The organism is Achromobacter deleyi, from assembly GCF_902859705.1.
Classification (GTDB): domain Bacteria; phylum Pseudomonadota; class Gammaproteobacteria; order Burkholderiales; family Burkholderiaceae_B; genus Achromobacter; species Achromobacter deleyi.
Genome location: NZ_CADIJO010000004.1, coordinates 272,306 through 298,391, shown reverse-complemented (window position 1 = coordinate 298,391; position 26,086 = coordinate 272,306). Strand labels below are relative to the sequence as shown.

27 protein-coding genes are annotated in these 26,086 nt (G+C 66.1%); 4 read left to right on the top strand and 23 right to left on the bottom strand.

Features of this window, described 5'->3' with window-relative positions; all coding sequences use genetic code 11:
* Window positions 1–81: 81 nt before the first annotated feature.
* Genes HV798_RS08505 through HV798_RS08475 form a run of 7 tightly spaced genes read right to left on the bottom strand, consistent with a single transcriptional unit; the run spans window position 82 to window position 6,840 of the window.
* Window positions 82–1,152: an ABC transporter substrate-binding protein gene (locus HV798_RS08505; RefSeq protein ID WP_025140436.1), complete on the bottom strand. Its 1,071-nt coding sequence runs from the start codon at window positions 1,150–1,152 to the stop codon at window positions 82–84.
* Window positions 1,149–2,318 carry an NAD(P)/FAD-dependent oxidoreductase gene (locus HV798_RS08500; RefSeq protein ID WP_175192274.1) on the bottom strand — a complete coding sequence of 390 codons (1,170 nt, stop codon included), beginning with the start codon at window positions 2,316–2,318 and terminating at the stop codon, window positions 1,149–1,151. Before HV798_RS08500 ends, HV798_RS08505 begins: the two co-directional genes overlap by 4 nt.
* Entirely contained in the window at window positions 2,315–3,700 is a 1,386-nt protein-coding gene (locus tag HV798_RS08495) for an FAD/NAD(P)-dependent oxidoreductase (RefSeq protein ID WP_175192275.1), read from the bottom strand. Before HV798_RS08495 ends, HV798_RS08500 begins: the two co-directional genes overlap by 4 nt.
* Window positions 3,697–4,035, bottom strand: a complete 339-nt coding sequence (locus HV798_RS08490; protein WP_175192276.1) for a (2Fe-2S)-binding protein — start codon at window positions 4,033–4,035, stop codon at window positions 3,697–3,699. Before HV798_RS08490 ends, HV798_RS08495 begins: the two co-directional genes overlap by 4 nt.
* Window positions 4,036–4,072: 37 nt before the next feature.
* Window positions 4,073–4,867, bottom strand: coding sequence for an ABC transporter permease (locus HV798_RS08485; RefSeq protein ID WP_025140432.1), 795 nt, complete (start codon window positions 4,865–4,867; stop codon window positions 4,073–4,075).
* Between the two features lie 13 nt (window positions 4,868–4,880).
* Window positions 4,881–5,768: an ABC transporter permease gene (locus HV798_RS08480; protein WP_175192277.1), complete on the bottom strand. Its 888-nt coding sequence runs from the start codon at window positions 5,766–5,768 to the stop codon at window positions 4,881–4,883.
* Window position 5,769: 1 nt separating this feature from the next.
* Entirely contained in the window at window positions 5,770–6,840 is a 1,071-nt protein-coding gene (locus HV798_RS08475) for an ABC transporter ATP-binding protein (RefSeq protein WP_175192278.1), read from the bottom strand.
* A gap of 210 nt (window positions 6,841–7,050) precedes the next feature.
* Here HV798_RS08475 and HV798_RS08470 point away from each other — a divergent pair, with 210 nt between their 5' ends.
* Window positions 7,051–7,893 (top strand): IclR family transcriptional regulator, encoded by an 843-nt coding sequence (locus HV798_RS08470; RefSeq protein ID WP_175192279.1) that lies wholly within the window; start codon window positions 7,051–7,053, stop codon window positions 7,891–7,893.
* Between the two features lie 493 nt (window positions 7,894–8,386).
* On the opposite strand, the gene HV798_RS08465 is transcribed toward HV798_RS08470, so the two are convergent.
* Both HV798_RS08465 and HV798_RS08460 read right to left on the bottom strand, forming a co-directional pair.
* Entirely contained in the window at window positions 8,387–9,550 is a 1,164-nt protein-coding gene (locus tag HV798_RS08465; protein WP_175192280.1) for an alpha-hydroxy acid oxidase, read from the bottom strand.
* Between the two features lie 212 nt (window positions 9,551–9,762).
* Window positions 9,763–10,659: a phytanoyl-CoA dioxygenase family protein gene (locus tag HV798_RS08460; RefSeq protein WP_175192281.1), complete on the bottom strand. Its 897-nt coding sequence runs from the start codon at window positions 10,657–10,659 to the stop codon at window positions 9,763–9,765.
* 162 nt (window positions 10,660–10,821) lie between these two features.
* Here HV798_RS08460 and HV798_RS08455 point away from each other — a divergent pair, with 162 nt between their 5' ends.
* Window positions 10,822–11,118, top strand: a complete 297-nt coding sequence (locus HV798_RS08455) for an acylphosphatase (RefSeq protein ID WP_175192282.1) — start codon at window positions 10,822–10,824, stop codon at window positions 11,116–11,118.
* A gap of 164 nt (window positions 11,119–11,282) precedes the next feature.
* Here the strand turns inward: HV798_RS08455 and HV798_RS08450 are convergent, their stop codons facing one another.
* From HV798_RS08450 to HV798_RS08425, 6 genes are all read right to left on the bottom strand, one after another.
* Entirely contained in the window at window positions 11,283–12,188 is a 906-nt protein-coding gene (locus HV798_RS08450; protein ID WP_175192283.1) for an EamA family transporter, read from the bottom strand.
* 39 nt (window positions 12,189–12,227) lie between these two features.
* Complete coding sequence (locus HV798_RS08445) at window positions 12,228–13,286, bottom strand: threonine aldolase family protein (protein WP_175192284.1); 1,059 nt, start codon at window positions 13,284–13,286, stop codon at window positions 12,228–12,230.
* A gap of 5 nt (window positions 13,287–13,291) precedes the next feature.
* A complete protein-coding gene (locus tag HV798_RS08440; RefSeq protein ID WP_025140423.1) occupies window positions 13,292–14,026 on the bottom strand; it encodes an amino acid ABC transporter ATP-binding protein in 735 nt (244 codons plus the stop codon).
* A 52-nt stretch (window positions 14,027–14,078) separates the two neighbouring features.
* A complete protein-coding gene (locus tag HV798_RS08435; RefSeq protein ID WP_175192285.1) occupies window positions 14,079–14,768 on the bottom strand; it encodes an amino acid ABC transporter permease in 690 nt (229 codons plus the stop codon).
* Between the two features lie 8 nt (window positions 14,769–14,776).
* Complete coding sequence (locus HV798_RS08430; protein ID WP_175192286.1) at window positions 14,777–15,529, bottom strand: amino acid ABC transporter permease; 753 nt, start codon at window positions 15,527–15,529, stop codon at window positions 14,777–14,779.
* Window positions 15,530–15,626: 97 nt separating this feature from the next.
* The gene (locus HV798_RS08425; protein WP_025140420.1) at window positions 15,627–16,535 is read right to left on the bottom strand and encodes an amino acid ABC transporter substrate-binding protein; all 909 of its coding nucleotides are present in this window, start codon (window positions 16,533–16,535) and stop codon (window positions 15,627–15,629) included.
* Between the two features lie 171 nt (window positions 16,536–16,706).
* On the opposite strand from HV798_RS08425, the gene HV798_RS08420 reads away from it, so the two are divergent.
* On the top strand, window positions 16,707–17,639 hold the full coding sequence (locus HV798_RS08420) for a LysR substrate-binding domain-containing protein (protein ID WP_025140419.1): 933 nt from the start codon (window positions 16,707–16,709) through the stop codon (window positions 17,637–17,639).
* Between the two features lie 46 nt (window positions 17,640–17,685).
* Here HV798_RS08420 and HV798_RS08415 read toward each other — a convergent pair whose 3' ends face one another.
* The 6 genes from HV798_RS08415 to HV798_RS08390 all read right to left on the bottom strand — a co-directional run bounded on the left by HV798_RS08415 (window position 17,686) and on the right by HV798_RS08390 (window position 23,523).
* Window positions 17,686–18,162 carry a DoxX family protein gene (locus HV798_RS08415; RefSeq protein ID WP_175192287.1) on the bottom strand — a complete coding sequence of 159 codons (477 nt, stop codon included), beginning with the start codon at window positions 18,160–18,162 and terminating at the stop codon, window positions 17,686–17,688.
* 12 nt (window positions 18,163–18,174) lie between these two features.
* Complete coding sequence (locus HV798_RS08410) at window positions 18,175–20,070, bottom strand: amidohydrolase (RefSeq protein WP_217481158.1); 1,896 nt, start codon at window positions 20,068–20,070, stop codon at window positions 18,175–18,177.
* Window positions 20,071–20,197: 127 nt separating this feature from the next.
* Entirely contained in the window at window positions 20,198–20,473 is a 276-nt protein-coding gene (locus HV798_RS08405) for a XapX domain-containing protein (RefSeq protein ID WP_175192289.1), read from the bottom strand.
* A gap of 25 nt (window positions 20,474–20,498) precedes the next feature.
* Window positions 20,499–21,203 (bottom strand): pirin family protein, encoded by a 705-nt coding sequence (locus HV798_RS08400; RefSeq protein WP_175192290.1) that lies wholly within the window; start codon window positions 21,201–21,203, stop codon window positions 20,499–20,501.
* Window positions 21,196–22,815: an MFS transporter gene (locus HV798_RS08395; protein WP_175192291.1), complete on the bottom strand. Its 1,620-nt coding sequence runs from the start codon at window positions 22,813–22,815 to the stop codon at window positions 21,196–21,198. Before HV798_RS08395 ends, HV798_RS08400 begins: the two co-directional genes overlap by 8 nt.
* 21 nt (window positions 22,816–22,836) lie before the next feature.
* Complete coding sequence (locus HV798_RS08390) at window positions 22,837–23,523, bottom strand: hydrolase (protein WP_175192292.1); 687 nt, start codon at window positions 23,521–23,523, stop codon at window positions 22,837–22,839.
* A gap of 316 nt (window positions 23,524–23,839) precedes the next feature.
* Here HV798_RS08390 and HV798_RS08385 point away from each other — a divergent pair, with 316 nt between their 5' ends.
* The gene (locus HV798_RS08385) at window positions 23,840–24,763 is read left to right on the top strand and encodes a LysR family transcriptional regulator (RefSeq protein WP_175192293.1); all 924 of its coding nucleotides are present in this window, start codon (window positions 23,840–23,842) and stop codon (window positions 24,761–24,763) included.
* A 70-nt stretch (window positions 24,764–24,833) separates the two neighbouring features.
* Here HV798_RS08385 and HV798_RS08380 read toward each other — a convergent pair whose 3' ends face one another.
* The gene (locus HV798_RS08380) at window positions 24,834–25,292 is read right to left on the bottom strand and encodes a hypothetical protein (protein ID WP_175192294.1); all 459 of its coding nucleotides are present in this window, start codon (window positions 25,290–25,292) and stop codon (window positions 24,834–24,836) included.
* Complete coding sequence (locus HV798_RS08375) at window positions 25,289–25,915, bottom strand: SatD family protein (RefSeq protein ID WP_175192295.1); 627 nt, start codon at window positions 25,913–25,915, stop codon at window positions 25,289–25,291. Before HV798_RS08375 ends, HV798_RS08380 begins: the two co-directional genes overlap by 4 nt.
* Between the last annotated feature and the right edge of the window lie 171 nt (window positions 25,916–26,086).

Below are 26,086 nucleotides of genomic sequence, written 5' to 3'. Positions count from 1 at the left end.
TACTCCGTAGCGGGCGCGGTCGCGCCCTGGGGGGATCGGCGCCGCGCCGTTCTCGGTGGGGACGGTGCGGCGCGCCTGTGGTCAGCGTTCGACGGTGCGGTTCCAACGCGCGTTGAAGGCGGGACGGGTGGCGTTGATCTGGTCCCAGTCCAGGATCTTGGCGTTGGCCATGTAGCCCTGGAAGCGCGTGAGCGCCTCTTCGTTGCCGGCCGGCGGCTGAACGTTCTTATTGGACGGGAAATGGCCGCCCATTTCCAGTGCCTTGGCCTGGGCCTGGGCAGACAGCAGGTACAGGGCCAGTTTCTGGGACAGTTCGGGTTCGCTGTTCTTGGCGATGACGCATTCGCCGACCATCAGGATGACCGAGCCTTCCTTGGGCTGGACGTATTCGACGGGGATGTCGCGCTTTTTCAGGCGGGCGATGGCGGTGGGGGTCAGCGGGAAGATGGCGGCTTCGTTGGACTGGATCATTTCGGCCAGCTTGGCCGAGTTGGGGATGTATTCCAGCACGTTGGGGCCGATGGTGGTGGGCCACTGCTTGAAGCCGGGTTCGGTGTTCTGGTCGGTGCCGCCCTGGATGCGGTTGAACATCAGGAAGCCGTGCAGGCCGAAGGTGCTGCCGGAGGCGGATTGGAAGACGACTTTGCCTTTGTATTTGGGGTCGGCCAGGTCCATCCACGAAGTGGGCGGGGCCCAGCCTTTGTCGGCGAACAGCTTGGTGTTGTAGCCCAGGCCGGTCATGCCGATGTCGATGCCGGCGGCCATGCGGTCTTTCATGACGGCGGTGGGGTACAGCTCTTTGAGCACGGGGTCGTCGTTGAGCTGTTCGCACAGGCCCATGGTGATGGCGCGCGCCATGATGCCGTCGTCCAGGAACATGACGTGCATCTGCGGCTTGTCCTTGAAGGCCTGGGCCTTGGCCAGCACGTCGGTGGACGTGCCGGGCACGACGACGATCTTGACGTTGTTGGCCTTCTCGAAATCGGGAAACACGTACTGGGTGAAGGCGCGTTCCATGTCGCCGCCGTTCATGCCGACGTACAACGTTTTTTGCTGCGCCATGGCGCCGACCGACAGCGCAGCCAGCGCAGCGCCCAGCAGCCACTTCCCCTTGTGCAGGCGGCCCTTGCCGCCCTGTTTCTTGTCCATCATGGTGACTCCAGCGTTTGCTCACGAACAGGCCCCAACCGAGGCACGGCGCCGTGAGCGGCCCCCGTGTATCGTCCAATGCCGAAGGCATCGATGGGAATGGAAGACCGGCCGTGCACGACCAGTTCGGAAAGCGCTTCGCCCACGGCGGGGCCGATCTGAAAGCCCGCGCCCGACAGGCCGAAGGCGTGGAACAGGCCCGGCACGGTGGCGCTGGGGCCCAGCACCGGGTTGTGGTCGGGCATGTTGCCTTCGACGCCGGTCCAGAAGCGGATGACCTGGGCGCCGCGCAGTGCGGGCAAGAGGCGCTGCGCGTTGGCCATGAGCGTGCCGGTGGCGTCGCGGCCGGGGCGGGCGTAGTCGGGGCCGGACGCGACCGCGCGGCCGCCGCCGATGACGCAGTTGCCGCGCGCGACCTGGCGCGCATAGATGCCGCCGCCCTGCATGCCCAGGCTGACATCCATGAACAGCGGCAGGGGTTCGGTCACCATCATGAGCGGATGGATCGAGGTTTCGGGTACGGCTTCGCCAAAGCCCTGGGCGAAACGGCCGGCCCAGGCGCCGGCGCAGTTCAAGAGGAAACGCGCGCGCACTTCCAGCTCACCGGCGCGCAGCACGAAGCGGTCGCCGTCGTGGATGGCTTCGGTGACGGCGGTGCCTTCGCGCACATCCGCCCCCAGCGCGCGCGCGGCACGGCCAAAGGCAGGCGATACCAGCCGCGGATTGGCGTGGCCGTCGTCGGGGCAGAGCGAACCGCCTACGACCTGTTCGCCGAGCCAGCCAAAGCGGCGCGCCAGCGTGCGCTGGTCCAGCATCTGCAGGTTCATGCCGAAGCCGCGAGTCTGTTCGCGATAGGCGTGCAGTGCTTGCAGGTCGGCATCGGAACAGGCCAGCTTGAGGTGGCCCGAACGCACGTACTCGCCGTCGATGCCGATCAGCTCGGGCAGCTGGCCCCAGAGTTCGTGCGCACGGCGTGCCAGCGGCATCTGTTCCAGCCCGCGGCCCTGGCGCCGCACGCCGCCGTAGTTCACGCCGCTGGCGCGGGCGCCGCATAGCGCCGCTTCCAGCAGCACCACCGGCACGCCCAGGCGGCGCAGGAACAGCGCGGCGCTGCCGCCGACGATGCCGCCGCCGATGATGGCGACTTCGGTGTCGATGCGTTCGATCATGGCGCGGCCCTTGCGGAACGGTCCAGGCAGACGATATCCACCGGGATGGGCTTGACCGGGGGCTGGTTGCGCAGGCGACCCACCGCGTCGGGCGACGCGCCGCAAGCGTGCGCCAGCACTTCGGCGGCGCCCGCGCCACACATGCGGCCCTGGCAGCGGCCCATGCCCACGCGGGTCAGCGCCTTCAGGCGGTTCATTTCGCGCGCACCGGTCGTGTGGATCGCGGCGCGCATCGTGCCCGCGGTGACTTCTTCGCAGCGGCACACCACCGTGTCGTCGGCGATATCGGCCGCCCAGTCGTCGGGAAACGGAAACGCGCGTTCCAGCGCATCGCGCACGCGGCCGTTGGCAGCCAAGCGGGCTTCGAGTTCGCGCGCGCGGCCGCCGGGCTGTGGATAACCTGCGTCTTCCAGCAATGCCAGCGCGGCGCGCTCGCCGGCCAGCTCGGCTGCATCGGCGCCGCCGATGCCCGCACCGTCACCCGCCACGTAGACGCCGGTGACGCTGCTGCGCCCGGCGGCATCGCGGCGCGGCGTCCAGTTGCGGTCGCGGGCATGGAAGTCGAACTGGCAGCCCACCAGGCTGGCCAATTGCGTTTCGGACCGCAGGGACAAGCCGTAGCCCACCGCGTCGCAGTCGATGCGGTGCTGCCGTGCGCCTTGCCGATAGACCAGGCCGGTGACACGCGCGTCGCCGTCGACCTGCACCGGCCGCACCCCGCTTTTCATGGGCACGCCGTGCGCACGCAGCCACGCCATGTAGTACAGCCCCTTGGCCAGCAGCCCTGGTGCGCGCAGCAGGCCGGGCAGGGCGGCCACGCGGTTCGCGAAGCGCGAGGTATCCAGCACCGCGGCCACCGTGGCGCCGGCCTTGGCGTATTGATAGGCCACCAGGTACAGGAGCGGACCGGTGCCCAGGAACACGACGCGCGAACCGATGGCGCAGCCCTGGTGCTTCAACGCCACCTGCGAGCCGCCCAGGGTATAGACGCCGGGCGTCAGCCAACCGGGAAAAGGCAGCACGCGGTCGGTGGCGCCGGTGGCCAGGATCAGGTGCGTATAGGGCACCGGGGCGCTGGCGCCGGCTTGCAGCACGTCCAGCACCTTGCCTTCGGCGTTCCAGACCAGGCTGCCGGGCCGGTAGTCGATGCGCGGCAGCAGTTCGTCCATCTGGCGGTGCAGGGCATCGGCCTTGCGGTGTTCGAAGCCGTACAGCGCCTTCTTGGGCCGCGAGAAGCCCGGTGGCGGCTGGCGGTAGATCTGGCCGCCGGCGCGCGGCGCCTCGTCCAGCACCACGGGCCGCAGGCCCTGCGCGACCAGCGCCTGGGCCGCGCGCACGCCGGCCGGGCCGGCCCCCACGATCACGGGCAGGATGATGCTCATGGCGTCTCGCTCTCGGGCCACGCCGCGGCCAAGGTGCCCGGCACTGCCGTCGGCAGCAGCGCGCTGCTGCGCAAGCGCATGCCTGGCTCGATATAGGTGGAACAGGCCCGCAGCCGGGTGCCGTCTTCGCGCTGCATCCAGCAGTCCTGGCAGGCGCCCATCATGCAGAACCCGGCGCGCGGCGCGCCGCCGAATTCCGACAGGCGCAGGCGCTCGGCCTGGGTCAGCACCGCCGTCAGCACCGTGTCGCCGGCCAGCGCTTCGCAAGGCTTGCCGTCCAGCGTGAACGCCACGGTGGGCCGGGCCGTTTCGGCCAGCCGTTTCAGTATCGCCATGGTTCCCGGGCCTCCCGTCCCGCGTCCGGCATGGAATTCATTTCTGCCCCACCAGCACCCGGTCCAGCCCGTAGGCGCGATCCAGCAGCAGCATGGTCACCGCGGTCAGGCCGATGACCAGCGCCGACACGGCCGCCATCATCGGATCGATCGATTCGGTGGCGTACATGTACATGCGCACCGGCAGCGTGATGGTCGACGGCGCGGTGATGAACACCGACATGGTCAGTTCGTCGAAGCTGTTGATGAACGCCAGCAGCCAGCCGCCGGACACGCCGGGGATGATGAGCGGCAGCGTCACCTGGAAAAACACCGTGGCGCGACTGGCGCCCAGCGACAGCGCCGCGTGCTCGATCGAACGGTCAAAGCCCACCAGCGCGCCGATCACCAACCGCATCACGTACGGCGTGATGACCACGACGTGGCTGAACACCAGCCACGGAAAACTGCCCGTCATGCCCAGCAGCGCAAAAAAGCGCAGCAGCGCCACGCCCAGCACCAGGTGCGGAATCATCAGCGGCGACAGGAACAATCCATTGAGCGCATCGCGCCCCGGAAAGCGGTAGCGCGTGATGGCAATCGCCGCCGGCACCGCCAGGCACACGGCGATGCTGGCCGACAGGAACGCCAGCCACAGGCTGTTCTGGAAGGCCTGCATGAAATTGGGATGCTCGAACACTGCGCGGAACCAGCGCAGCGAGAACTGCGTGGTCGGCACCGTCAGCGTCGACTCGGGCGTGAACGCCACCAGGCACACGATGACCAGCGGCGCCAGCACGAACGCCACCACCAGGAAATTGAACGCCAGCGCGATAGGACCGTTCTTCTGCATGATCGTGTCCCCTTCAGCCCAGGCTGCGCCGGTAAGAGCGTTCCACCACACGGTTGTACGCCATCATGATGATCACGTTGACCACCAGCAGCACGATCGCAATCGCCGCGCCCAGCGGCCAGTTCAGCTCGGTCAGGAACTCGTCGTAGACCACCGTGGCCACCATCTTCAGGCGGCGTCCGCCCAGCAACGCGGGAATCGCGAACGAACTGGCCGACAGGCCGAACACGATCAGGCTGCCCGACAGAATGCCCGGCATCGCCTGCGGTAGCACGATGCGCAGCAGCGTCTGAAAGCGCGAGGCATTCAGCGACAGCGCGGCGTGTTCGACGGCCGGGTCCAGCTTCTGCAACGACGTCCACACCGGAATCACCATGAACGGCAGCATCACGTGCACCAGGCCGATGATGACGGCGGTGGGCGTGTACAGCAGCGGACCCAGGCCCACCGCGGCCGCCGCACGGCCGATCACGCCGCCAGGTCCCAGCAGCATGCTCCAGCCGAACGCGCGCACCACCAGCGAGATCAGCAAAGGCGACAGCACCACCAGCAGGAAGATCGAGCGCCACGGCTTGCCCATGCGCGACAGGATGTAGGCTTCGGGCGCGCCGATCAGCACGCAGATCAACGTGGTGACGCCCGCGATCCAGAACGTGCGCCAGAAGATCTCCAGGAAATAGCTGTCGGTCACCACCGCCAGGTAGTGCTCGAACGTGTGCCCCGGCAGGATGCCCGCGCCGTAGTCGAACGGCCGGAACGACAGCACGAACGTCAGCGCCAGCGGCGTCAGCACCAGCGTCAGGAACACGATGGCCAGCGGAATCGAGCCCAGGATGGCCAGGAGGCCGTCGGTGCGCGGCTTGGGCGCGCTGGCGGCGCCGGGTTGGGTCAGCGTCGCCATGTCAGGCCTCTTCGGCCACGGCCGGTGCGCGCAGCACACGCAGCACGCCCTCGGCCCAGTCCAGCCCGATGGCGTCGCCATCTTCGTGCGGCCGGCGGCCGTCGTTGGGCGTCAGCACCGTCAGCGCCCCCACCGGCGAATCCAGGTCATACATCCACTGGCTGCCCAGGAAATAGCGCGTGCTGACCACACAGGCCAGCTTGCCCTGGCCTGCCGCCACCGGCACCAGCTTTTCCGGCCGCAGCGACAGCTGCACGCTGTCGCCATGGCGCAGGCCCGTGCCATCGACCAGCACGCGCAGCGCGCCGGTTTCCACTTCGGCCTGTTCGCCGCAGCGCGTCACGCGGCCGGGCAACAGATTGGTCTTGCCCACGAAGCGCGAGATGAATTCGGTCTGCGGATGCTCATACATGCGATAGGGCGCATCCACCTGCGTCGCACGACCCTCCTGCATCACCACCACCCGGTCGCTGATCGACAGCGCCTCGGCCTGGTCGTGCGTCACCATCACCGTGGTCGTGCCGATTTTCTTCTGAATGCTGCGCAGCTCGAACTGCATGTCTTCGCGCAGCTTGGCGTCCAGGTTGGACAGCGGCTCGTCCAGCAGCAGCACCGGCGGGCGGATCACCAGCGCACGCGCCAGCGCCACCCGCTGACGCTGGCCGCCCGACAATTCGCGCGGAAAGCGGTCCGCGTGCTTGTCCAGCTTGACCAGAGCCAGCGCCTCGCGCACTCGCGCCTGGCGCTCGGTGCGTTCCACCTTGCGCATCTTCAACCCGAAGGCCACGTTGTCCGCCACCGTCAGGTGCGGAAACAACGCATAGCTCTGGAACACGATGCCCAGGCCGCGCGTGTTGGGCTTGGCGTGCGTGATGTCGCGCCCATCCAGCGTGATCACGCCCCGCGTCACATCGGCAAAGCCCGCGATCATCTGCAGCGTGGTCGTCTTGCCGCAGCCCGACGGCCCCAGCAACGACACGAATTCCCCTTTCTCGACCGCCAGGTTCAGATCCGACACGACCCGCAGGTCGCCGTAATTCTTCGAGACGTTATCCAACCGCAAAAATGACATAGTCCAACCCCGTGGCCCGATATGGAGCGGTGCGCGGACCCGCCGGCTCAGCCGGACACCACCGCGCATTCGATGAGGCAGTCTAGGAGTCGCCGAAAAGGGCGGTCAATTAGGGTTTTCCGAAGAATCGAATTTTCTTAAAGTTATTTCCGCTCAACCGAATTTACTGATAAAAATACAGCAAGATATTTTGATTATCGGAATTGAACAATGAAGAAATCAGAAACCAACGAAGACGCCAGCGGCCAGGGCGTCCTGCAACGCGCCTTTGCCGTGCTGCGCGTGCTGGCCGACGCCAAGGGCGAAAAACTGCGCCTGACCGACATCGCCTCCCGCACCGGTCAGGCCCAGGCCACCGTCCACCGCGTGCTGCAGGGGCTGGTGCAGGAAGGCATGGTCGAGCAGCCTGCCAACAGCAAGGGCTACCAGCTCACCGTCGCCTTCTTCTCGCTGGCCGCTGCCGCCGGCAACCACCAGTCCACCCTGCGCTCGATCTACCGCCCCGCCATGCTGCGCCTGTGCGGCATGCTCAACGACACCGTCTTCCTGCTGGTGCGCAGCGGCTTTGACGCCGTCTGCCTGGACCGCATCGACGGCGCCTTCCCGGTGCGTTCACACACCGGCGACATCGGCGGCCGCGTGCCCCTGGGCCTGGGCCAGGGCGGCCTCGTCCTGCTCGCCAACCTGCCCCCCGCCGAACGCGAAGAAGTCCTGCGCTTCAACATCCCGCGCCTGCACCACCTGGGCTTCGTCGACGAAATCTCCATGCGCGTCGGCATCAAGGAATGCCTGGAACTCCAATACGCCCGCAGCAAAGGGCAGGGCGTCTTCCCCAACATCGCCGGCCTCGCCGTCCCCGTCCACGACCCCAACGGCGTCACCGTCGCCGCCCTGAGCGTCGCCGCCCCCGTCGAACGCATCAGCGACGAACGCCTCCCCCTGATCGTAGAAATCCTGCGCCGAGAAGCCGCCGGCATCAGCGCCCAACTCAACCCCTTCGACCCCGCGCTGCGCCGCCCCAGCCAGTTCCTGGGCACGGGCAACCGCGAATAGACAAAACGCCCTCACGCACGTCACGCCCCAGCCACGAAAGAGCAGCCGCCCCCGCAACGCAAACCAGGCAAGCACAGCAACGCCACGCAAACGCGCAGCGAACCCCGTCACGACGCAGCACACTGCGTAAGCTCAGACCCGGCCGCCCGCGCGGCCGGTCTGAGCGGGCGACGCAAACCCCTCCCCCATCCCCCGGCCTGGCAGCGCCCCATTTCTCCACGCCGGTAGCCCGGCACGGGTGGTGCACACATGGTGCGCGCCGTCGATGCGCCCGAGGGAATCTGAAGGGAAGGCCGAAGGCCTGGACGAAGATGACGAAGGGGGGGGCCGCCTAGGCATGTCCGGAGCGAAGGCTCCGGACCGCAATCGTTGGCGCGCACCATGTGTGCACCACCCGTGCCGGGCGGCCTACGAAGCAATCCCAGCCAACAAAAAACAAAGGCCGAGCAAGTCGCGCCAAGCGACTCCCCCGGCCTAGACAGCCCAAAAGAACTCAGACCGGATAGGTCCCAGGCAGCAAGATGCTCCGATCCCCCACCTCGATGCTACGACGCCCGCAAAGCGCCATCGTCGTATCCATTTCCTTGTACAGAATCTCAAGCACCCGGCGCACGCCGTCCTGCCCATAAGCCCCCAACCCATACAGGAAGGCCCGCCCGATCATCGCCCCCCGCGCCCCCAGCGCCACAGCCTTCAGGATGTCCTGGCCAGAACGCACCCCGCCATCCATCCAGACTTCGATCTTCGACCCCACCGCCTCCGCAATACCCGGCAACGCAGCGATCGACGACATCGCGCCATCCAGCTGACGCCCCCCGTGGTTGCTGACGATCAGCGCGTCGGCCCCGCTATTGGCCGCCAACTGCGCATCCTCGACATCCAGGATGCCCTTGATGATCAGCTTGCCGCCCCAGCGCTGCTTGATCCATTCCACATCGTCCCAGCTCAGCCGCGGATCGAACTGCTCGGCCGTCCATGCCGACAGCGACGACAGGTCGCTCACGCCCTTGGCGTGGCCCACGATATTGCCAAACGTGCGGCGCTTGGTGCCCAGCATGCCCATGCACCAGCGCGGCTTGGTCGCCAGGTTGATCAAGTTGCGGATCGTGGGCTTGGGCGGCGTCGACAGCCCGTTCTTGATGTCCTTGTGGCGCTGCCCCAGGATCTGCAGGTCCAGCGTCAGCACCAGCGCCGTGCAGCCGGCCGCCTTGGCGCGGTCGATCAGGTTGGCCACGAACTCGCGGTCACGCATCACGTACAGCTGGAACCAGAACGGCTTGCCGGTGGCCGCGGCCACATCTTCCAGCGAGCAGATGCTCATCGTCGACAACGTGAACGGCACGCCGAAGTCTGCCGCCGCCTTGGCCGCCAGGATCTCGCCATCGGCATGCTGCATGCCCGTCAGGCCCGTGGGCGAAATGGCCAGCGGCATCACCACATCGTGACCCACCAGCGTCGTGCGCAACGAACGGCCTTCCATGTTCACGGCCACGCGTTGGCGCAGCTTGATCTTCTGGAAATCGCTTTCGTTGGCGCGGTACGTGCCTTCCGTCCAGGCGCCCGAATCGGCGTAGTCGTAGAACATGCGCGGCACGCGCTTTTGCGCAATAGCGCGCAGGTCTTCGATGCAGGTGATCGTGGAGAGATTAGCGGTCATGGTTATTTTTCTGGGAGAAGAGGGACGCAGTCCCAGAGCGGCCTGCCTGCTGCGCGAACGCCCCGCGCATCGATGCGCACCCGCCGTCCGCGCAAGGCGGCGACGCCCTGCGGCGCCGCCCAGTATACGCGCCGGGGGCGGCAAGCGCCCCTTGCCGGCCCCGATTTCCCCTTGTTTACAGGCCTCGACCGGGCCTCTTGGCGCCGCTTGCGCTAGCGCGGCCAGACCTTGCTGACCGCGCGTATCGTGGCCCATGCCACCCAGCGCGGGCTGGTCAGGCGCGCCCCCGGCAGGCGCCGCAGCACGTCCACCGCCAGGCCGCCGCGGCGGTGCCATTCCTTCTTGCGGGTCTGGCTGTCGGTCCAGCGTCCCTCCAGCCACGGGAATTCGCGTCGTCCCGGCTTGTAGACCGGCGGCGTGTTGTAGATAAGGATGTACGCCAGCCGCGGCTGCGGCGACGTATTGGCGCCCGTGAAATGCAGCGTGCGCGCATCGTGCACCGTGCAGCCGCCCGGTTGCAGCGGTTCGGCCACGGCCTGGCTGCGCGGAAAATCGGCGCAGCATTCCAGCGGATGCAGCGTCTTGTCACCGCCCGGCGAGCGGTGTTCCAGCACGTCACCCTTGTTCGAGCCGGGAATGAACTGCATGCAGCCGTTTTCCAGCGTGGCCGGCTGCAACGCCAGCCAGATGCTCAGCTCGTTGTAGACGAAGTCGGGCGAGCGAAATGCCTCGTCCTGGTGCCACGGCGTTTCGGGGCCATTCAAGGCCGGCTTGAGCAGCGCATGCTCGCCATACAGCGCGGCATCCTCGCCCAGCAGCTGGCGCGCCAATTCCAGCGTGCGCTCGTGATAGCTCGTCTTCAGCAGCCCCGGGGCATAATGGCGCGGATCGTGCAAACTGGGAAACTTGGCCGGCTTGGATGGGTCGTCACGGCTGATGAAGTCGTATTGGGCCCCCTCGTTGTAGCCGGTCTTGTTCGCGAACAGTTCCAGCAGCGTGCGCCGGATGTACCCCACTTCATCCTGCGGGCACATGTCCGGCAGGGCCAGGTAACCCTGGTCTCGATAGCGCGCTGTTTCTGCTTCCGACAACAAACTGGTCTCTTCCATAATGGCTTCTCCAAGCTTTGCTTGCGGGTGGTCCCGTTGGCACGTTTTGACATGTGCTCTAACGTATCGCTTCGATGCCCAGAGGGCCTATCGACCATCCGCTGTAGCCGGAAGCGCCTAATGCTCCGGTGCGCTGCGGCGCATCATCCGAAGGAAATTTCCATGCAAGACCCTCATTCCGACAGCCATATCGAAACTGTTCATGTCACCGTCAGCGGCACCGTCCAGGGCGTGGGCTACCGCCATGCCGCCGTGCGGCGCGCGCACCTGCTGGGCGCCCGGGGATGGGTGCAGAACATGCTGGACGGCACGGTGGAAGCGCTGGTGCAGGGCACGCCCGACCAGGTGGATCACATGCTGGAATGGCTGCGCCGCGGCCCGCCGGGCGCCTATGTGGCCGAGATCATCACGCGCCGGGAATTCACCGACAAGCGTTACGCCCACTTCGAACAGCTATAGGCGCCGCGCACGGCACACCCCCCCTGTCATCCGAAAGCGGGGTGGAGCGCGCGAAGCGAAAGGATGAACTGCAGGGATGAACCGCCGTGATGAACCGTGGGAATGAACTGCGGCGGATGAAGCCGGCGCGAGGCCCGCGCCGGCCAGGCGGCACCCCGGGGCGATCAGCGATTGCGCAGCCAGCGCCCGCCGACCTGGTTGATGATCAGGCCCGCCAGCACGCCGCCCGCGCCCAGCCATTGCAGGGGTTGCAATTGCTCGCCGAAGGCGGCCGACGCCGCCCACAGGCCCACCACCGGCACCAGCAACGAGAACGGCGCGATCTTGGCGGCGGGGTGGCGCGTCAGCAGCTGGGTCCATAGCGTGTAGGCCAGCAGCGTCGCCAGCACCGCCAGATACAGCACGGAAAGCGCCTCGCTCCAGCCGATGCCGGTGATCATGCCGGCCACGGCGTCCCAGCCATCCGCCCACACCGCCAGCGCCAGGAACGGCAGCACCGGCGCGGCGCTGCTCCAGGCAATGAAGGCAAAGGGGTCGTAGCCGGGCGACTTGCGGCTGGCCAGCCGCACGATCATGTTCGATACCGCCCACATGAATGCGCCGCCCAAGGTCAGGGTGAATCCCAGCATGGTCATCTGGCCCGGGCCCTCGCCGCGGCCGGCGGCAATGACGGCCAGCCCCACCGCGGCCACGCCCAGCCCGATCCAGTGGTGCCGGCGCGCGCGCTCGTGCAGCACGGGCGCGGCCAGCAAAAGCGTGAAAAATGCCTGGGTCTGGATCACCAGCGAGGCCATGCCCGCCGGCATGCCGAATTTCAGCGCCGTGAACAGCAGGCCGAACTGGCCCAGCCCCTGCACCAGGCCGTAGGCCGCGATCCAGTGCCACGGCAGGCGAGGGGGCCGCACGAACAACACCAGGGGAAATGCCGCCAGCGCAAACCGCAGCGCGCCGAGCATCATGGGAGAGAGGCCTTTCAGGCCGAACTTCATGACGACGAAGTTCAGGCCCCAGATCACCACTACCGCCAAAGCGCAGAGATAATCTTTCCTGGAGAGGTGGGTCGCGGACATGCGTCATTATCGCATCGCCGGCCCTCTCCAAAGGCAATTTCAACGGCTGGAAAGCACCTTTTTGAAGGCGTCGATCGCGGCGTCGATACCGGCGTCATCGATGTGCCGGTGGGTCACGCAGCGCAGCCGCGTACGGCCCCACGGGCGGGTCAGGAGGCCCGCCGCTTCCAGCGCCGTCACCCAATGTGCGTTGGTCATGCCGGTATCGGCGGTCTCGACCTGCACGATGTTGGTCTGCGGCACCGTCGCCGACAGCGCCGGGTCCAGCCGGTTCAGCCCGTCGCTCAGGCGGCGCGCGCGGACATGGTCTTCGCCCAGGCGGGCGCCCATGTGCTGCACGCCTTCCATGCCGGCCGCGGCCATGATGCCGGCCTGGCGCTGCGTGCCGCCCAACATGCGGCGCAGCGTGCGTGCCCGCGTCATCACCGCACGCGGCCCCGACAGCACGGCGCCCACCGGCGCGCTCAGGCCCTTGGACAGGCACAGCGATACCGTGTCGGCATGGCGCGCGATTTCGACGGGTTCCACGCCCAGCGCCACCGCGGCGTTGAACATGCGCGCACCGTCCAGATGCACCGCGATGCCGCCAGCATGCGCCATGCCGTAGACGGCCTGCATGTGATCCAGCGGCAGCACCGTGCCGCCAGCGTTGTTGTGCGAGGTTTCCATCGCCACCAGCGAGGTCTTGAGCTTGTGGCCGCCGGACAGCAACGCGTCTTCCAGGCGGTTCAGGTCCATGGCGCCGTCGGTGCCGGGCACGCCCTGGTAGAACAGGCCGGTGAAGGTGGCCGCGCCCCGTTCCGACGTGTACATGTGCGCGGCAGATTCCAGCACCACCTGTTCATTGCGCTGCGTCTGCGCCAGCACGGCCAGCAGGTTGGCCATGGTGCAGCTGGGCACGAACAGCCCGGCTTCCTTGCCCAGGCACGCCGCCACGTGGGCTTCCAGCGCACGCACGCTGGGGTCGCCATCCAGCCCGTCGTCGCCGATGGGCGCCGTTCGCATGCGCTCGTACATCTCGGCGGTGGGCTGGGTCACCGTGTCGCTGCGCAGGTCGACAAGTGCGCGGGATGGGTCGTCGGAGATCCGCTGGGTCATGACTATCAGTGCTGCAAAATTTTGGAAAGGAATTGGCGCGTGCGGGGGGCACGTGCGTCTACGTTGCCGAAGAACTCGTCCTTGACGCAGTCTTCGACGATCTTGCCGCCGTCCATGAAGATCACCCGGTCGGCGACGCGGCGGGCGAAACCCATTTCGTGGGTCACCACCATCATCGTCATGCCGTCGCCGGCCAGGTCGGTCATCACGTCCAGCACTTCATTGACCATCTCGGGGTCCAGCGCCGAGGTCGGTTCGTCGAACAGCATCACGACCGGGTCCATCGACAGCGCGCGGGCGATCGCCACGCGCTGCTGCTGGCCGCCCGACAGTTCGCCAGGGTGCTTGTCCTTGTGCGCCGACAGGCCCACGCGTTCAAGCAGCGTCAGCGCCCGCGCGCGGGCCTCGTCCTTGCCGCGCTTCAAGACCTTGACCTGGCCCAGGCACAGGTTTTCCGTCACCGTCAGGTGCGGGAACAGCTCGAAATGCTGGAACACCATGCCGGCCACCGAACGCAGCTTGGGCAGGTTGGTGCGGGGATCGCCCACCGCAATGCCGTTGACGATGATCTCGCCCTTCTGGAAGGGTTCCAGCGCGTTCACGGTCTTGATCAGGGTGGACTTGCCCGAGCCCGACGGGCCGCACACCACCACCACCTCGCCGCGGCCGACGGTCGTCGTGCAGTCATCCAGCACCTGGAAGGCGCCATACCATTTGCTGACCTGGCGGATTTCGATCATCGGAGGGTTCGAAGAAAGTTGCATCGTTGGACCTGTGGATAACCCGGGGCGCCTAGCGCAGCACCCGGACGCGCTTTTCCAGCCGTTTGACCAGACGGGATGCCGTGAAGCAGATCACGAAATACACCACCGCCACGAAGAGATAGAGTTCGACCAGCCGGCCGTCGCGCTGGCCGATCTTGGACGCCGCGCCCAGGAAGTCGGTCAACGACAGCACATACACCAGCGACGTGTCCTGGAACAGGATGATGACGCGCGTCAGCAGCGCCGGCACCATGTTGCGCACCGCCTGCGGCAGGATCACGTAGCGCATGCCCTGCCAGTGGTTCAGGCCCAGCGCCATGCTGGCCGAGACCTGGCCGCGGGCAATCGACTGGATGCCGGCGCGCATGATTTCGCAGAAGTACGCCGCCTCGAACAGGGTGAACGTCACCACCGCCGAATTGAACGCCCCCACGCGCAGCGGCGTGGGCGAGCCGACGATCCAGGCCGCGATGTACGGCACCAGGAAATAGAACCAGAAGATCACCAGCAAGAGCGGCACCGAACGCATCACGTTCACGTAGATGCCCGCCGGCACCGACAGAATCTTGTAGCGGGACAGCCGCATCATCGCCAGCAGGGTGCCCAGCGCCAGCCCCATCACCGCTGCCAGCAGCGTGAGGGTCAGCGTGAACGTCATGCCGGTCTGGAACAGGTACGGCAGCGCGCTGCCGATGACGTCGAAATCGAATTTGCCCATGGCTGCCCCTAGCGACCGTTCTTGGCCGCCGCGCCGATCTGGCCGGGGACCGCCACGTGGCGTTCAAGCATGCGCATGCCAAGCACGACGATGCCGTTCAGGATCAGGTAGATCACCGTCGCGGCCGAGAAGGCCTCGAAGATGTGGAAGCTGAATTCCGCCATGGAACGGGACTGGCCCGTCAGCTCCAGCAGGCCGATGGTCAGCGCCACCGACGAATACTTGACCGTGCCCATGAACTCGGAAGTCAGCGGGGGCAGGACGATGCGATAGGCCTCGGGCAGGAGGATGTAGCGGTACACCTGCACTTCGGTCAGGCCCAGCGCCGTGCCCGCCTGGAACTGGCCGCGCGGCAGCGACTGGATGCCGGCGCGCAGCTGTTCGGCCACGCGCGCCGAGCCATAGAAGCCCAGGCACATCACCGCCGGCACGAACTGGCCCCAGGGCTGCGGCATCTGCTTCATCGCCAGCCCCCAGGCATGCGGCAGCAGCTCGGGCAGCACGAAATACCACAGGAACATCTGCACCAGCAGCGGCACATTGCGGAAAATCTCGACATAGGTCGCGCCCACGGCGTTGGCCAGGCGCGACGACGCGGTGCGCAGCACGCCCAGACAGGAACCGAGCAGCAGGGAGAACACCCATGCCGTCAGCGCCAGCGCCAGGGTCCAGCCCACGCCGATCAGGATGGTCTCCAGGAAGGTATGCACGCCGTCGGGCGACATCTCCAGGAAGACGCTCCAGCTCCAGTTGTAATTCATGCTTCGGGACCTGTAGAACTGAAAGGAGGCGCCGGCGGGCGGCGCCTTGTCCGCACATCGCCGCGATGCCCGAACGGGCATCCACGGCGAGGCCGGCTTACTCGTAGGCCTTGGGGTCGCCCGAGTCGGTCGGATGAGCCAGGGCGCGCTTGAGCGCGTCGCTCATCGGGTACTTCAGGTTGATGTTCTTGGGCGGGATCGGCGAATTGAAGTACTTCTCGTAGATCGCCGCGACGCGGCCGTTCTTGATCAATTCCAGCACGGCCTCGTCCACCACCTTCTTGAAGGCGACGTCGTCCTTGGGCTGCATGATGCCGTAGGGCGCCAGTTCCAGACCCTTGGTGCCGATCACGAACACGTCGGGGTTCTTGGCCGAGGCCACGGCGCCGTAAGCGATGCCGTCGTCATTGGCCGAGCCCGCTGCGCGGCCCGACTCCACCATCAGCAGCGTTTCCGCCGTATCCTTGGTGGGCGCCATGGTGATGCCCAGGCTGCCCTCGGCGTTCAGGCGCGAGATCAGCTTGAACGTCTGGCCGCCGGCCTGCGCCGCGATCGACTTGCCCCGGAACGAGGCCAGGTTGTTCGGGTCCACGCCGCCGTCCTTGCGGGCCACCAGCACGACCTGCGCCACGAACGTGGTGGGCGCGAACGACACCAGCTTGTGGCGTTCCAGGTTATTGGTGGTGTTGCCGCATTCCAGATCGATGGTGCCGTTGGCCAGCAACGGGATCCGGGTGGCGGAAGTGGTGGGGTTGTAACGCACGTCCAGCTTGGGCAGCTTGAGCGCGGTTTTGACGTATTGGGCGATTTCCTGGCAGATCTCGACGGTATAGCCCACCGGCTTCTGGTTGCCGTCCAGGTAGGCGAACGGCACCGAGGTCTCGGGGTGGCCGATGGTGATCACGCCGGTTTCACGGATCTTGTCCAGGCGGCTGGGGCCTTCGGCGTGGGCGGCGGCGCTGCCGAGCAGGGCGGCGGCGACCGAGATCGCGGCAAATGCTTTCATCGTATTCCCTTGGCGCCATGCGAGCGGCGCGTGTTTATGTTCACGAACAGCGGTACCAGACTGCCTGAATACCGCCGCGTCCCGCGATGAGCCCCGCGGCTGGCAAAAAGTATCAACTAGCGTTATGGTTTTATCCAGTTCCAATCGGGTATTCCTCTATACGGATTTGATATGGCCATTACACGAATGGGCTTACGGCACATCGAGGCTTTCCGGGCCGTCATGATGACCGGCTCCATGACCGCGGCCGCCAGGCGAGTACACACCTCGCAGCCGCACGTTAGCCGCTTAATCGCGCAATTGGAAGCAATCACCCAGTTTCCCCTTTTCGACCGCAACGGCAGCCGCCTGACCCCCACCCAGGACGGTTCGCGCTTCTTTCAAGAGGTGGAAAAGACCTTCATCGGCCTGGCCGGCCTGGAATCGGCGGCGGCCAGCATCCGCTCGTTCAGCGCCAGCCGCCTGAGCGTGGCGGCCATGCCGCGGCTGGCCGGCGGCCTGCTGGCGCGCATCGTGGCCGCCTTCAAGACCGAATACCCGGATGTGATGGTGTCGATCCACTCGGGCAACGCCAGCGCGGTGCACAACTGGATCAGTTCGGGGTTCTGCGACACCGGGCTGGCCATGCTGTCGGGCGATTCGCCCGGCATCCAGGTCGAACCCGTGCTGACCATGAATTGCGTGGCGGTGCTGCCCAAGGGCCACCGGCTGACCAAGCTGAAAAAGCTCAAACCCGCCGATTTCGCGGGGGAACCTTTCATTGCCTTCCCCAGCGCCACGCCGCTGCGGGAAAAGATCGACGCGGTCTTCAAGGCCGCCAAGGTCGAACGCCAGACGGTGGCCGAAGCCGGCCTGGGCTCGTCGGTCTGTGCGCTGGTCGGCGCCGGACTGGGCGTGGCGCTGATCAACCCGCTGGCGGCGCGCGAGGAATACGAGGCCAACGGGGTCGAGGTACGCCCCTTCAGCCCCGCCGTGCCGGTCACGGTGGCGCTGCTGTACCCGCCGTACCACACCCGCACCCGCCTGGTCAGCGTGTTCTCGCGCTACGCCCACCAGTTGATGCAGGAAGAAATGGCCGACCTGAAGGCCCGGCCGGCGCGCTAAATGCCGCTGGCCAGCCTGGACGGGAAGCCGGCGGCCGCGCCCGCCCTCAAGCAGGTGTGCGCGGCGCCCCAGGCGGCGTAGCCGCGGCCTCGGGGGCACGCAAGTCCAGCCAGGCCACCAGCAGCAAGCCGCCCGCCAGCCCCAAGTGCTCGAAGAAGGCATTGGCGGCCATGAAGCGGTCTTGCCCCAGGGGCATTTCCCAGAACCGCAACGCCAGCCCGGTGGCCGCCAGCGTGAAACCGGCCAGCGCCACCGCCCCCAGCCAACGCAGCCGGCCGGTCAGGATCATGGCCGACGCCGCCAGTTCCAGCACAATCACCAGCGCCGCGAAGAGCGGCTCGGGCGACAGGCCGAAATGCGCCATCTCGCGCAGGGCGCCAGGAAAGTCCGTGAGCTTGACCCAGCCGCCTTGCAGATAGGCCGCGCACAGGCCCAGGTACGCCAGGAACCGCAGGGCAGGGGAACCGAACAGCGGCCGGGCGGCGCCGGCCAGCCGCTGTTCCCAGGAAGAAGACGCTTGCATGGCCGGACTCCCTTAAACCGCCCAGCACGCGCAGCCCAGCGCGCCGAAAAAGCCCTGCAGATCGCCGCTGGGCGCCTTCGAGGCCCACGCCTTGGCATGGTCGTGGCCATGCACGCCGCAAGCGCTGGCGCAACCGCAGGCGGCCATGTTGCGATAGCCCAGCGAATTGCGGCCGGCGCCGTCAGGATCCCCCCAGGCGGCATAGCCGCCGAACAGGCGCGTGGGCGACCAGTCCGGCATCGCAGGCGGCAACGGGTTCTCGTCCAGCGGCCCGAAATCACCGCCGCCATAGACCACGCGGCCGCCCACCACCGTCAGGTCCGACGTCAGGAACGAGATGTCGTCTTCGGCGCAGCTGAAATAGTCTTTGCTGGGCACGATGAAGTCGGCAAGCTGGCCGGCCTGGATGCGGCCGCGCTTGCCTTCCTCGTTCGAGAACCAGGCGACGTTCTCGGTCCACATGCGCAGCGCCGTCTCGCGGTCCAGGCAGTTGCGCGCCGGATACAGGCGCGTGCCGCCCACGGTCTTGCCGGTGATCATCCAGGACAGCGATACCCACGGGTTGTAGGATGCGACGCGCGTGGCGTCCGTGCCTGCCGATACCTTCACGCCCCGCTGCAGGATCTTGGCCACGGGCGGCGAGGCCTCGGCGGCGGCCGCGCCGTAGCGCTCGATGAAGTATTCGCCCTGGTAGGCCATGCGGTGCTGCACGGCAATGCCGCCGCCCAGCGCGGCAATGCGGTCGATCGACTTGTCGGAGATGGTTTCGGCGTGGTCGAAGAACCAGTTCAAGCCGGTCAGCGGCGTGTCCTGGTGCACCTTCTCGAACACGTCCAGCGCCCGCGAGATGGTCTCGTCATAGGTCGCGTGCAGGCGCCACGGCCAGCGGTTCTGCGCCAGCACGCGCACCACTTCTTCCAGCTCGCCTTCCATTTCCGCCGGCATGTCGGGCCGCTCGACGCGGAAGTCCTCGAAGTCGGCCGCCGAGAACACCAGCATCTCACCCGCGCCGTTGTGACGGAAGTAGTCGGTGCCTTGCTTGTACTTCACGCTGGACGTCCAGTTCAGGAAGTCTTCCTTTTCCTGCTTGGGCTTCTGGGTGAACAGGTTGTAGGCCAGGCGCACCGTCATCTGGCCATCGTCGGCCAGCTTCTGGATGACGGCATAGTCGTCGGGATAGTTCTGGAAGCCGCCGCCGGCATCGATCACGCCGGTCACGCCCAGGCGGTTCAATTCCCGCATGAAATGGCGCGTCGAATTGAGCTGGTAGTCGAACGGCAGCTTGGGCCCCTTGGCCAGCGTGGCGTACAGAATGGTCGCGTTGGGCTTGGCCAGCAGCAGCCCGGTAGGGTTGCCCTGGCTGTCGCGGATGATCTCGCCGCCGGGCGGGTTGGGCGTGGTCTTGGTGTAGCCCACGGCACGCAGCGCGGCGCCATTGAGCAGGGCGCGGTCGTACAGGTGCAGGATGAACACCGGCGTGTCCGGCGCAATGGCGTTGATCTCGTCGATGGTGGGCAGGCGCTTCTCGGCAAACTGATGCTCGGTGAAGCCGCCCACGATCCGCACCCACTGCGGGGCCGGCGTGATGGCCACCTGGCGCTTGAGCATGCCCATGGCATCGGCCAGCGAACGCACGCCGTCCCAGCGCAGTTCCATGTTGTAGTTCAGGCCCCCGCGCACCACGTGCGTGTGGTTGTCGAACAGCCCCGGCAGCACGCCGCGGCCCTTCAGGTCGATGCGCCGGGCGGTGGAGCCGGCCAGCGCCATGACCTCGGCATCGGTGCCGACGGCAACAAAGCGGCCGTCCTTGATCGCGACTGCGCTGGCCTGTGGCCGGGCGCGGTCCAACGTGGTGATGCGGCCGTTGTAGAAAACGACATCCGGGGTGGCGTTTGACGTGTCGGACATGGAGGAATCTCCTTGGGATCGGGCAATGGCGCGGCTGCCCAGCAGGCTATTGAGCGCCAGGGTAGAAGCAACACCAATGAGGTCGCGGCGAGTAGGCATACGATATTCCTTTGGTGCGTGATTGGGGTCAGCTCTGGGCCTTGTCCCCGGGATCTTTGGCCTGTGCCTGGCGGCCGGGCAGTTGCCCGAAGACATGGCTCACCGCCTTCTCTTTGTCGCAGGCGGCGACAAACGCGGTGCCGCTGAGCCATTGCTTGCCCACCGGCACGATCTGCTCGCCGACCAGGATGCCGAGCAGGCCGATCAGCGCCACCAGCGGCGGTGCCGGCGAACGCACCTGCAGCAGGCTGTACACCACGCCGACCAGCAAGCCGGCGCCAAGGGAAAGTAGATAGATCTTCATGGGTGTCCTTGCGGGATGAATGGGGTCAGGCATGGGTATCGGCCAGCAGAACTTCGGTGTCGTCCAGGGCCATGAGGCGTAGATCGGTTTCATCGTGAATGGCAACGCCGTCGCCGCCATCCACGGGGATGTCGTTGACGGTCAAGCGCCCCTTGGCAGCCACCAGGTAGCCGCGGCGCGCGCCTTGCGCGAAACGATAGGTGGCCGCTTGCCCGGCCTTCAGCGCAACCGCCAGCACGCGCGCGTCGCTGCGGATCGGCAACGCGTCGTCGTCGCCCTCCAGACCGCTGGCCAGCGTGACGAACTGGCCATGGCACGCCTCGCGGGCAAAGGTCTTGCGGCCCCAGCTGGGCGGCACGCCGCGGCGGTCCGGCTCGATCCAGATCTGGAACACGCGGGCAGGGCCGCCTTCCATGTTGAATTCGGCGTGCGTCACGCCGCTGCCCGCGCTCATCACCTGCACATCGCCCACGCGGGTGCGGCCCCGGTTGCCCAGGTCGTCTTCGTGCGTCAGCGCGCCTTCGCGCACGCAGGTGATGATTTCCATATCCGTCTGCAACAGGGGCGGAAAGCCCGCGCCTGCCGCGATCGTTTCATCGTTCCACGCGCGCAGCGCCCCCCAGCGCATCCGCTTGGGGTCCTGGTAGCCGGCGAACGAAAAGTGGTGCTTGGCATCGAGCCAGCCGCGACGGGCATGGCCCAGGCTTTCAAGAGGACGGCGCTCAATCATGGCGAGCCTCTTTCGATGATCCTGGTTTCAACGCCAGGAAGTGATGGACTTCCGGCTTGTCCGGCCCGATATGAAAGCGCAGCGTCTCAGCCTGCAGGTCGGCATCGGCATGCGATACCCGATGATGCTGGCGCAGATGTTCGGCCCACGATTCCACGAAGAACCACTCGACCACGCGCTCTGGATCGTTCGTGTGTTCGACCACGCCCCAGGCATAGGCGCCATCGCGCAACCGTTCCTGCGACAAGCGTTGCATCGCATCCAGGAACGCCGGGCGGTCTTCCTGGCGAATGCGGTATTCCACCTGCACCATCACCGGCCCGCGGTCGTTGGCCACCGATTCCGCCACCAGCGGCTCGGGCCAGTGGTTGGATGCCTGCAGATCCGCTTCGCCCACCGGCAGGCGAACACGGTGGAACAACAGCGCCACCAGCACCAGGCCTGCCGCGCTGGCCGCCAGCGCGTACGGCACGCCGATCTCCCGGGCCACCAGGCCCCAGCCCAGGCTGCCGGCGGCCATCGCGCCGTTGAACACCATCAGGTACACGGCCAGGCCGCGGCCACGCACCCAGTTCGGCAGAATCGCCTGGGCCACGCTGTTGAAGGTCGTGAGCGCAGTGATCCAGCCCATGCCCAGCAGCACCAGCAACAGCACGGCCAGCCACTTGGGGGGGGCAAACACCAGCATCGCCATGACCGCCGCACTGACCACCGACGCCAGCAGCACCAGTCCGTCCGTATCCAGATGCGCGCTCAGCCGCGGCATCACCAGAGCGCCGATGATGGCGCCAGCGCCCACCGCGCCCAGCAGCACACCGTAGAACCCCGCGGTGCCGCCCAGCATCTGCCGTGCCACCAGGGGCAGCAGGGCCCACACGGCGCTGGCAAACAGGAAGAACACGGCGGCGCGCAACAGCACGCGGTGCAGTTCTTTGCTGGCCCGTGTGTAACGCAGGCCGGCGCGGAAAGCCCCCAGGAAGTTTTCCGACAAGGCGCTGTCGCCAGCGGCCGGGCGCTTCCACCAGAGCAGGGCGGCAATCACGAAGACGTAGCTCAGCACATCCATGCCGTAGGTCACCGCGGCGCCGAAGCTGGCCAGTATCAGGCCGCCTGCGGCCGGGCCGATGGCCCGCGCAATGTTGATCCCCAGCGAGTTCAGCGCCACCGCGCCTTTCAGATTCTCGCGCGGCACCAGCTCGGGCACGATGGACTGCCAGGTCGGCCCCATCAACGCCGCGCCGATACCGCCCACGAAGGTCAGCGCAATCAGGTAATCCACCGTCAATGCGCCAAAGTGCGACAGCACCAGCAGCGTGCCGCTGACCGAGGCCAGCAGCAGCTGCACCACTATCAGGAAGCGCCGCCGGTCCAGAATGTCCGACAGCACGCCCGCCGGAATCGCCAAGAGAAAGATCGGCAGCGTCGCCGCCGTCTGGATCAGGGCCACGGCGGTCGGGCTGGCGGACAGGTCCGTCACCAGCCAGGAGCTGGCCACGTCGCGCATGAAGCTGCCGACGTTGCCCAGCACCGTGGCCGCCCACAACACGGCAAACACGGGCTGGCGCAGCGCCACGAAGCTGCCTCCCGCGGAATGGTTCTTCTGGTCTGGCACGGTGCGCTCCTGGTTCCGGGATTACTTGGCCGGGTTGGGGCCGATGCGTTCGCCGTGCTGCACGCGCTCGGCCAGCTTGTGAACGTGGGTCACGGCGTAGTCGATGCCCATGCCGTATGCACCGGAGTGTTCCTTGACGATGGCGGTGACGGCGTCATAGGTTTCCTTGCGGGCCCAGTCGCGCTGCCATTCCAGCAACACTTGCTGCCAGGTCACCGGCACCACACCGGCCTGGATCATGCGGTCCATGGCGTACTTGTGCGCATCCGCCGAGGTGCCGCCCGAAGCGTCGGCCACCATGTAGATCTCGTAGTCGCCTTCCAGCATGGCGCACAGCGCGAAGGTGGTGTTGCAGACTTCGGTCCACAGGCCCGCCACGATGACCTTCTTGCGGCCGTTGGCGGCCAGCGCGTCACGCACGTTCTGGTCGTCCCACGAATTCATCGAGGTGCGTTCCAGGATCTTGTTGTCCGGAAACACGGCCAGCAGTTCAGGGAAGGTATTGCCCGAGAAGCTCTCGGTTTCCACCGTGGTGATGGTGGTGGGGATGTTGAAGGTGCGCGCGGCCTTGGCCAGGCCCACCACGTTGTTCTTCAGCGTCTGGCGGTCGATCGACTGCACGCCGAATGCCATCTGCGGCTGCTGGTCGATGAAGATGATCTGGCTGTTCTCGGGGGTCAGGACTTCGAGGTATTTGCGGTTCGACATGGCGGGTCTCTCTTTCAGGGGATCAGTCAAAAAAGGGGCGGCGAAATGAATTCGGGGTCCTCGCAGGCGGCTTGTGCCTGCACCGTTTCAGGGCTGCTGGAAGCGCCGCTTGAAGCTTCCGTCTGCGTTGTCTGTCGGTGTAGGCATATTAGGGATGGGTCCGTCCCCTGAGAATCCGCCGCACGGAATTCCATCCTTTCCATTTTTTGCATGATCCCTCTGGCGTACTGCGATTGCGTGACCCTTTGCAAGGCAATCTTGTATGGGCAATAGGCAGCCGCTATCATCGGCGCGAACTGATACCTGAGAGCGCACGATGAATAAACTGCCCGATCTGGAAGGGTGGGCGATCTTCGCCAAGGTTGCCGAGACCGGGTCGTTCGCCAAGACCGCCACGGAACTGTCGGTGGCCCAGGCCACGGTTTCCAAGACCATCACCCGGCTGGAAACCCGCATGAAGACCACGCTGTTCCACCGCACGTCGCGCAGCATGACGCTGACCGAATCGGGTTACGCCGCCCTGGAACGGGCCGCCCGCATCCTCGAGGAAGGCGAAGCGGTCGAAGCCGAGGTCACGGAAAAATCCACCAGCCTGCGCGGCAAGATCCGCCTGGCCGCACCCATGTCGTTCGGCGTCACGCACCTGGCGCCGATGCTGCCGCCCTTCATGCAGGCGCATCCCGACGTGGGACTGGAGATCGAATTCAACGACAAGCAGGCCGACCTGGTGTCCGAGCGCTTCGACGTGGCGCTGCGCATCTCCAACCTGGTGGATTCCACCCTGCTGGCGCGGCGCCTGTGCTCGGTGCGCATCCTGCTGGTGGGCGCGCCCGGCTACTTCAAGCGCGCGGGCAAGCCCAAGCACCCGCGCGACCTGGCGCAGCACAACGCGCTGCAATACATGTACGCCCGCAACGGCGCCAGCTGGCGCTTTCGCCACGAGAAGCACGGCGAGTTTTCGCAGGCCTTGCCCATCCACCTGAACGTCAACAACGCCGAAGCCCTGGCGCCCGCTCTGCGGGCCGGCATGGGCCTGGCGCTGCAACCGGAATTCCTGGCCTGGGAAGACCTGCAATCGGGCGCCCTCGAAACCGCCATGGACGACTGGCAGGTGGACCCGATCGCGCTGCACATCGTCACACCACCGGGGCGGCGCCGGCCGGCCCGGGTGCAGGCGCTGATCGAATACCTGGCACAGCGCCTGACGGCCGAGCCGTGGGCGAATGACGTGCAGGGGTAGTCATCCCGCAGGACCTGATCAATGCAAAGAGGGGCCGCACCTGCGGCCCCTCGATGACATGGCATACGGACTACTTGGAACGCTTGAGTTCGGCTAGCAGATCAAGCCCCAAGAAGTGGTCAAACCCCATCCAACCGTACGTGATGACGATGGCCCAGACCAAACTGAACAGAGAACCGACCAGAAAATATTCCGCGTCGAGCTTCTGATCCAGTTCCTTGAAGCGAGCCACTGTCTTCAGCGCAATGACCGCAACCAGAATTTCCCACGCCCCCACCAATACACCTGCGGCGATAAGCAGTCGCTCAAGGCTGCCTATCAAGTGACCCACCCTGGGATGACTGATCAATGGCGACGCCGCGGGCGCCTCACCAGCAGGACTGGAACTTGCCTGCAGGGGCTTGTTCTTCATGGCCGTAATCAGCCCGCTCCACTCAAGCATTCTCTTGCAAATTCTGTTGCCGGTGGCAGTCAGCAGAAATAGCGCGACAATCGTTGAGGCGATCGATAGTACCCATTCGCAGGTCATAGCAGTCCGTAATGTCTGTCCAGCGCCGCGGCGCTTTCCGTCAACGCACGCCACTCGTGTTCATAGAGTTCGAAACGGCCGGCTCGGCGAATCTTGTAGTAGGTGGCCGTAGACATTCCGAGCTGAGTCACCAGATCTCCGACCGCCTTTCGCTCCGACAACAAAATGACCTGCCTTTGGCGGTCGGTCCAATCACTCTCGATATCCGTCAGCGCAGCGCCCACACCGTCCATCAGAATCTGTACGGTTGGCTGATCCGGCAATACAAAACGGTATGCGTTGCTGTCTCGCTTGTCAGCAAGGCGTTTGCGACTCGCTGCAAGACCCGGCCCCATCATGTTCCATGCCCGATCGTTGTTGATGGGTGTTTCCAAAGAGATGACACCCAACACAAACCGGCATTCGAGCAGCTTGAGCAGCATGCCTGCCCTGAGCTTTCGCAACAGCGCCAGGCCATCGGACAGATTCGCACAAATGCCTTGGAATTCGTCACCCAGTGTGATCGTGAGCGGCGAGACGAGCTTGCGCTGGTCGTCTTCATTGACCTGATCGATCACCTCATTGAATACACGATGCAAGTCGGCCACTGAGGGCGAGCGCTCACTGGATACGAGGTCTCCCATGACAACGGTGTGCGAATATCGAGATGTCATCATAAGTTACATAATTAACCCATAATTGGGATATTTTTGTAATGTAGCCCATTTTTGGTACTCCTGATCGAATCTGCCAGCAGGGCGAGAACAGAGCAAACCCGCAAAAAAAGGGGCTGCCTGAGCAGCCCCTTCTTGTGT